Source organism: Geomonas sp. (genome assembly GCF_056994735.1).
Window position 1 is genome coordinate 1 of the sequence record NZ_JBXKJL010000204.1, and the last position, 6885, is coordinate 6885.

Below are 6885 nucleotides of genomic sequence, written 5' to 3' on the forward strand. Positions count from 1 at the left end.
GGAGAGTTCACGGGTGATTGTCGGCCCGAGGGAAGAGCTCGCCAGGGAGAGTCTGATCGCCGGGGAAGTGACCTGGACCAGCGTGCCGATCTCAGGGACCTTCAAAGGATCCTGCGCCATACGCTACAGGCAGCGCCCGTTCCCATGCGAGGCGACACTGATGGAGGACGGCCGTCTGCAAGTCGTTTTCGAAAATCCGCAGCAGGCGGTAACTCCGGGACAGGCGGTCGTGCTGTATGACGGCGACAGAGTCGTTGGCGGCGGGTGGATCTTAAAGGCGTGAATGGTGAATGGTGAATGGTGAATGGTGAATGGTGAAGGGTGAATGGTGAAGGGTGAATGGTGAAGGGTGAAGGGTGAAGGGCAGGGTGAACGAAATGATATTGAGCTTGTCGCTCTCTGTGAAACCGTTCGTGCTGAGCTTGTCGAAGCACGCAATTTCAAGCTTTTAACTTACCCCAGCCGCCTGAACGATGAGGCCTTGATTACTGCATAAATCTCCGTCCTTGCCTGTATCGCCAGGTCGTCTGCCGCCTGCATGACGACCTCGGCCACCAGCGTCTCGCTCCCGCATTTCAGTTCCACCCCCACCTTGTCCCCTGACGGGAAGGTATCGACGACGGTGCACTTCAGCAGGTTCCTGGCGCTGATCGCCTCGGGATGCTTCTTGAATAGGATGATGTCCCTGGACGACAGCTCGAACATCGCTGCCGAGGCACCGCTCCCTGCGGAAATGAAGAGCTCCTCTGTTCCCCACCGGTAAACGTACAGCCCCCCCATCTTCCGCACCGCATCGGCTTTCAGCAGGTTGATGTAGCCCACCTGGCTTTGCCCCATCCTCTCGCGCGCCAGTTGCTCGGGCGTTGCCTGCCGCAGAATCCGCCCCCCTCCCACTGCCAGCACCTGCTGCGTCATCAGCCTGATCTCAAGGAGGGAGTGGGAGATGAAAAGGTAGGGAATCCCGAACCTTTCGCTGGCACTCTTCAAGTAATGGATGATCTGGAATTTGAGGCCATCATCCAGCGCTGAGAGCGGTTCGTCCATCAGCAGCAGCCGGGGGTTGGAAAGTATTGCCCGCCCTAGCGCCACCCTCTGCTTCTCTCCGCCGGAAAGCTTGTTGACACCGCGCTTGAGGAGGCCATCCAGCTTCAGCACGGAAACCAGCGCAGGGAGATCGATGCTGCGATGCTGCGAAGGGCACCGCTTGAAGCCGTACAGAAGATTGGACTCCACGCTGAGATGGGGAAAGAGGCAGGGCTGCTGAAAGACGATAGCGATCCGCCTCTGCTGGGGCGGCACGAAAATTCGGCGGCTGCTGCTGAACAGGCATTCTCCGTCCAGGAATATCTCCCCTTCGTCGGGCACGCTCAGGCCGGCAAGAAGTCCCACCAATGTGGACTTCCCGCTCCCCGATTCACCGAAGATCCCCACCTGCTCCCCGGAAACACCGAAATCGGTCTGGAGGGTGAAGGCACCGAAACTTTTGCGGACATCCATGCGCACTTCCATCTCAGTCCCTCCTGGCCAGTTTGGTGGCAAGCATTTCATGGAAGAGGAGCACCACAACGGAAATGGCAATGGCCACCATGCAGAGCGACAGTGCCGCCGACTCGCCGGCAGGGGCGCTGGCGTAGTCGTAGATGGCAAGAGGGATGGTCTGGGTACTGCCCGGGATATTGCCGGCGACGATGATGGTGGCGCCGAACTCGCCCAGGCTGCGGGCGAACATCAAGGAGGAGCCGGCGACAAGGCCGGCACGGGACAGCGGCAGAATCACGGTGAAGAGGGTGTCTAAGACGCCGGCACCGAGGGTCCGGGAAGCATGAATCAGCTGGTTGTCTATCGACTCCATGGCCAGCCGGATGGACCGTACCAGGAGCGGGAAACCGACGACGGCCGAGGCCACTACCGCAGCCTTCCAGGTGAAGATGATCCTGATGCCGAGGGCATCGAGCAGCGGGGCAAGGAATCCGTTCTTGCCTAAGGCGACCAACAGCAGGTACCCCATGACCACCGGCGGCAGTGTCAGCGGGAGGTTGATCAGAACCTCGAGGAGCGGCTTTGCTCTGAACTTGAAGAAGGTCATGACATAGGCCAATCCAAAGCCGAACGGCAGACTCAATATCGTCGCGGTAAGTGCTACCTTGACAGAGAGCGTTATGGCTTCATAGTCAGCATCTGTCGGTAAAAGCATGGCTAATCCTTGGCATGCGGAAGTGATGGCAGCGCCGCCATCATAATACTAGGTTTGTCGTAGAATACAGAAAAAAGTTCGAGACAGCGGCATGTGACATCAGGGACCTAGCAGGTTTCGTTCCAATCGAGAAGTGAAAACACCGGGTGAGCAGGAAAGTTACTGTTTTCGGCGTGATGATGCCAAGTTATCTACCTTTGACCACGGCATCAGGTAGCGGCAAAGACGAAGCCGCGGGAAGGGCCGCTGCGGGTCTGCCCAAATAATCGGCAGCAGTTTCGGCTACAGGGCACCGGTTTGGAAGGGAATGGATTGGACTTCGACCCGGATCTTCGCCTCGCGCAGCCCGTGATTGGCAGGGCAAATTCCACGTCTTTACGGCACATTATCCCGCCCTTACGGGCAAAAAACCTTGACAAACTTTCCCATTAGAAGTATATGGAACTATTCCTCGTTAGCATGAGGCGTTTGCACAAACAGAGGCTACTGCCCAGAAATGTCGAAAGACGCCAATGGGTAGACCAGGTATTGTCGGCATAAGGCTTTACTTAAGGTAGCTGGTTTTTTGAAACCTACGTTGTGCACTGCCGAAAATCTACGAGTGGGGAATTTCGCTTCGACCTGACAGGCCGTGGGGTTTTCCCCGCGGCCTTTTTCGTCCCTACGGGACCTGCCACGGAGGTAGTTTAGCACTTTGGACAGTCCGAGTTGTAGCTCACATACCCATCCCCCTTCGTCGAACGGTTAATCCCCAAGCCCCCTCGCGTCTCCCCCGCTTGGCCGCTTTTCCGTTCGCCTGAGGACGGAACAACCATCACCAGCGGGGCAAGTCGGCCATAGCCAACTCTCCAGCTTTACACATGTAGCACCCTCACCTGCCCGGAAGCCGGGACGGCCGTGATACGTCCGCGCCGTCTGTCTGCGTTCGCGCGCGCGTCGAGGGACCGCAGGAGCAAGTCATGACGCCGCAGCAACTCTATCTAAGCGCAGTATTGAAGAAGCCGCTCACCAACGCCTCGGGGCAGTACCTGGGGAAGGTCTGCGATCTCGCCATAACCCCCGGCGATGAATTCCCCATCGTCAGCCAGGTGCTGATCCAGCGCAAGGGACGGACCTACGCGGTGGGATGGGACCGGGTGGTGCTTTTCAATCCTGCGGTCATATCGGTGTCGTCGTCGGTTGATGAACTGGCCGCCTATCGGGAAACCGGCGGCGAGGTACACGTAAAGCGCGACATCCTCGACAAGCAGATAGTGGACGTGAACGGCGCCAAGGTGGTCCGGGTCAACGACCTGAAGCTCGGGCGCCACAAGGACTCATTGTGCCTGATGTCGGTCGACGTGGGCTTCAGGGGGCTGTTGCGGCGCATGGGTTACGAGAAGTTCTGGGGCATGATCCAGAAGGACATCCCCGAGCGGGAGATCAGCTGGGAGTACGTCGGCCATCTCGAGGCCAACGCGGCGAGACTGACCCTGACCATGGCGCGGGAGCAGATATCGGAGATGCACCCCGCCGACCTCGCCCACATCATCTCGCGGGTCCCCAGGCAGAACATCCAGACGGTGCTCGATTCTCTCGATGACGAGACGGCCGGCGAGGCCATCCACGAGTTGGAACCGGAACTCAGGAGCCGGATCATCAGCGAACTCGACAGCGAGCGCGCTTCCGACATCCTCGAGGAGATGTCCCCGGACGAGGCGGCGGACGTCCTTGGCGACCTGACCGCCGAGAAGGCCGAGGAACTCCTGGGGCTCATGGATGCCGAGGACGCGGAAGAGATCCAGGAACTGATGGAGCACGAAGACGACAGTGTCGGCGGGATGATGAACAACAGCTTCATTGCCATCCCTGTCGATGTCACCGTAGCCGAGGCCCTTTCCGAGGTGAGGTATCAGGCCGCCGAGGTCGACAGCGTCTACTACGCCTACGTCCTCGATCCCGACGAGCGCCCGCTGGGCGTGGTTTCGCTGAAGGAGCTGCTGGTCAATGACGGGGCGCTGCCGGTAGAGGAGGTGATGACGGAGCACCTCAAGTGCGTGCAGATTGACGACGAGCCCAAGGAGATCCTGGAGATCATCGCCAAGTACAACCTGATTGCGGTGCCGGTACTGGACGAGGAGAAGAAGATGGTGGGGATCGTGACGGTCGACGATATCCTGGAGCGCTTCCTGCCGCTCGATCTGAAACTGAAGCGCCATCCGACCTACTGATTCAAAACCCTTGAGTCAGGCTTCTCGTTTCAAGTTTTTACGGTCCCTGGAGACATCCATGAAATTCAATAAAAAAAGCATCCTCCTCTTCTTCTCCGTGCTCGGGCCCGGCCTCATCACCGCCAACGTCGACAACGATGCCGGCGGCATCGCCACCTACTCGGTGGCCGGAGCGAGCTTCGGTTATGCCCTCTTATGGACGCTGATCCCCATCACCGTAGCCCTCATCGTGGTGCAGGAAATGTGCGCCCGCATGGGTGTGGTCTCCGGCAAGACCTTGGCCGACATGATCCGGGAGAATTTCGGCGTCAAGGTCACCGCCTACCTGATGTTGTTCCTGTTGGTGGCCAACCTTGGTAACACCGTCGCCGAGTTCGCAGGCTGGGCTTCCGCCATGGAGATCTTCGGCGTCAGCAAGTACATCTCGGTCCCGATCGGCGCCCTGGTGGTCTGGTGGCTGATTGTCAAGGGGAGCTACAAGTTCGTCGAGAAGGTCTTCCTCTTCGCCTGCACCGTCTACCTCACCTACATCGTTTCGGCAGTCCTGGCGAAACCCTCCTGGGGCGAAATCATGGTTGCCACCGTGACGCCGTCGTTCGAACTCAAGCCTTCGTACCTGATGATGGTGATCGGCGTGGTAGGAACCACCATCGCGCCCTGGATGCAGTTCTACATGCAATCGGCGGTGGTGGAAAAAGGGGTGCGGCTCGAGGATTACAAAGCCTGCAGGTTCGACGTGATCTTCGGCTGCGTCATGACCGACGTAGTGGCCTTCTTCATAATCGTGGCCTGCGGCGCCACCATGTTTGTCCACGGAACCCATATAAACGACGCGAAGGACGCCGCAGTTTCGCTGGCGCCGCTGGCCGGGAAGTACGCCTCGGCACTCTTCGCCGTAGGACTTGCCAACGCCTCGCTCTTTGCCGCCTCCATCCTGCCTCTGTCGACCGCCTACTGCGTCTGCGAGGCCATGGGGTGGGAATCAGGGGTGGATCACGACTTCGAGAGCGCGCCGCAATTCATGTGGCTCTACACCGGCCTGATCGTCATCGGCGCCCTCATCATCCTGATCCCTAACGCCCCGCTGATCGCCATCATGCTCCTTTCGCAGGTGGCGAACGGCGCCCTCCTCCCCTTCGTGCTGATCTTCATGCTGGTCCTGATCAATAAGAAGGAGGTCATGGGGGAATACGTCAACTCGAAGTCATTCAACCTGATCTCCTGGGTCACCGTGATCACCATGATCGTGCTGACCCTGGCCCTGGTGATCCAGACCATCCTGCAATAAACCAAAAAAGAAACCGCCGGCCCCAATTGGACCGGCGGTTTCTTTATGCCACCTCGGCGGCTGTATCCCATCCCCTCCCCCTGAAGACAAGAGGAGCTTAGACAGGGCTGCTGGACTGCTAGAAGGTGTAGGTGAGTTTGAGCGAGACGAAGTTCGAACTCGAGGCGGGCTGGTAGGCTTCTCCTCCCACGACAGTCGTGCCCTTGGCGACCGAACGACTGCGGGTCGCCACTTTCGGCGACTCCCCGAACTCCATCCCTTCGTATTCGACGCTCAGCGAGAAGGCGCCGGCTTTCACCCCTCCTTCGGCGAAGGCTGATAGCCGGGAGTCCGGATACGTTACCACGTCTTCAAAACCGGCATCCGACAGGGTCACGTGGGTCCTGGTATAGAAGGGAATGATCGTCCCTCCCCTGACAAAAAAGGTAAGGTTCTGACCGGTCGCCTCACCGGCAATCCCCACCCTGCCGTAGATGGTGTTCCAATTCTCGCTGGATCTGGTCCTGATCCAGAACTTGTGGCCGATCCCCCCGAAAGGCTCGACCGACAGAGTGGCCGTCGCCGGCATCCTGACCGATAACGCCACCTCCTCCCTGGTGCCGAGATACGAGGTGTCGGACTTTATTGGCGTGGTCCCGGTGACGTCATGCCCGTCGTAATCGAGATTCCCGCCCCAGACCTCCAGGCGCTCGGCCAGGTACAGCGCGGAAAGGGCATCCTTCCTCGTCACCCCGACGGCGTGCAGAAATCCTTTCTCCTTCACAAACGACCCGCCATTGACCCTTTCGTCCCATGTGTACCACCCGGACTTGCCATAGATGGCAGTTTCTCCCGCCTGGGCCCAGGCCGCACTGCCGATCACTACCGCCGCGGTTAGGATTCCCGCCGCCCAATTACCGATCCATCCAGTAGATCTCATGGCTAAAGCTCCCTTTTGAGGTTTCTTTAGCCTTCTCTTTCAAGATGGTGTCCATGAGGGGATCTGGGGGCGGCAGCGGCAGCAAGTAGCTGTTACTACTCGACTCGTTGGTATTTCCTGCAAACTCAATTGAAAACCACGTCCAAGACGCTCTTGTCCTGCAAATGAACAAGAAGGTCATCTTCCCACCAGCGGCACCCGCGGATGAACCGCAGGGCCGCGTCCACGCAAAGACTACCTGCACAAAAAGGGGGCGGGTAACCTCACCCGCCCC

The 6885-nt window shown here is 59.0% G+C and carries 7 protein-coding genes and 1 riboswitch; of the genes, 3 read left to right on the forward strand and 4 right to left on the reverse strand.

Features of this window, described 5'->3' with window-relative positions; translation table 11 throughout:
* The coding region (locus AC11W3_RS08940) for an aminomethyltransferase beta-barrel domain-containing protein (RefSeq protein ID WP_484092871.1) at window positions 1–283 on the forward strand (283 nt) is incomplete at its 5' end.
* A 170-nt stretch (window positions 284–453) separates the two neighbouring features.
* Here AC11W3_RS08940 and modC read toward each other — a convergent pair.
* Window positions 454–1509 (reverse strand): molybdenum ABC transporter ATP-binding protein, encoded by a 1056-nt coding sequence (modC, locus tag AC11W3_RS08945; RefSeq protein ID WP_484090829.1) that lies wholly within the window; start codon window positions 1507–1509, stop codon window positions 454–456.
* A 1-nt stretch (window position 1510) separates the two neighbouring features.
* Complete coding sequence (modB, locus tag AC11W3_RS08950; RefSeq protein ID WP_484092872.1) at window positions 1511–2194, reverse strand: molybdate ABC transporter permease subunit; 684 nt, start codon at window positions 2192–2194, stop codon at window positions 1511–1513.
* Between the two features lie 443 nt (window positions 2195–2637).
* A riboswitch (M-box (ykoK) riboswitch) is annotated at window positions 2638–2807 on the forward strand.
* A 346-nt stretch (window positions 2808–3153) separates the two neighbouring features.
* Between modB and AC11W3_RS08955 the strand changes: the two genes are divergently transcribed.
* Both AC11W3_RS08955 and AC11W3_RS08960 read left to right on the forward strand, forming a co-directional pair.
* Window positions 3154–4404, forward strand: coding sequence for a magnesium transporter (locus AC11W3_RS08955; protein ID WP_484090831.1), 1251 nt, complete (start codon window positions 3154–3156; stop codon window positions 4402–4404).
* Window positions 4405–4462: 58 nt separating this feature from the next.
* Window positions 4463–5692: an Nramp family divalent metal transporter gene (locus AC11W3_RS08960; protein WP_484090832.1), complete on the forward strand. Its 1230-nt coding sequence runs from the start codon at window positions 4463–4465 to the stop codon at window positions 5690–5692.
* Window positions 5693–5810: 118 nt separating this feature from the next.
* On the opposite strand, the gene AC11W3_RS08965 is transcribed toward AC11W3_RS08960, so the two are convergent.
* Window positions 5811–6611 (reverse strand): hypothetical protein, encoded by an 801-nt coding sequence (locus AC11W3_RS08965; RefSeq protein WP_484090833.1) that lies wholly within the window; start codon window positions 6609–6611, stop codon window positions 5811–5813.
* Window positions 6586–6885, reverse strand: a 300-nt coding sequence (locus AC11W3_RS08970) for a hypothetical protein (protein WP_484092873.1), incomplete at its 5' end; no start/stop codon positions are given. The genes AC11W3_RS08965 and AC11W3_RS08970, both read right to left, overlap by 26 nt.

Bases quoted from the DNA above. Each gene is read 5' to 3' on its own strand.
- modC (WP_484090829.1), bottom strand. From the start codon at position 1,509: ATGGAAGTGCGCATGGATGTCCGCAAAAGTTTCGGTGCCTTCACCCTC.
- modB (WP_484092872.1), bottom strand. From the start codon at position 2,194: ATGCTTTTACCGACAGATGCTGACTATGAAGCCATAACGCTCTCTGTC.
- AC11W3_RS08955 (WP_484090831.1), top strand. From the start codon at position 3,154: ATGACGCCGCAGCAACTCTATCTAAGCGCAGTATTGAAGAAGCCGCTC.
- AC11W3_RS08960 (WP_484090832.1), top strand. From the start codon at position 4,463: ATGAAATTCAATAAAAAAAGCATCCTCCTCTTCTTCTCCGTGCTCGGG.
- AC11W3_RS08965 (WP_484090833.1), bottom strand. From the start codon at position 6,611: ATGAGATCTACTGGATGGATCGGTAATTGGGCGGCGGGAATCCTAACC.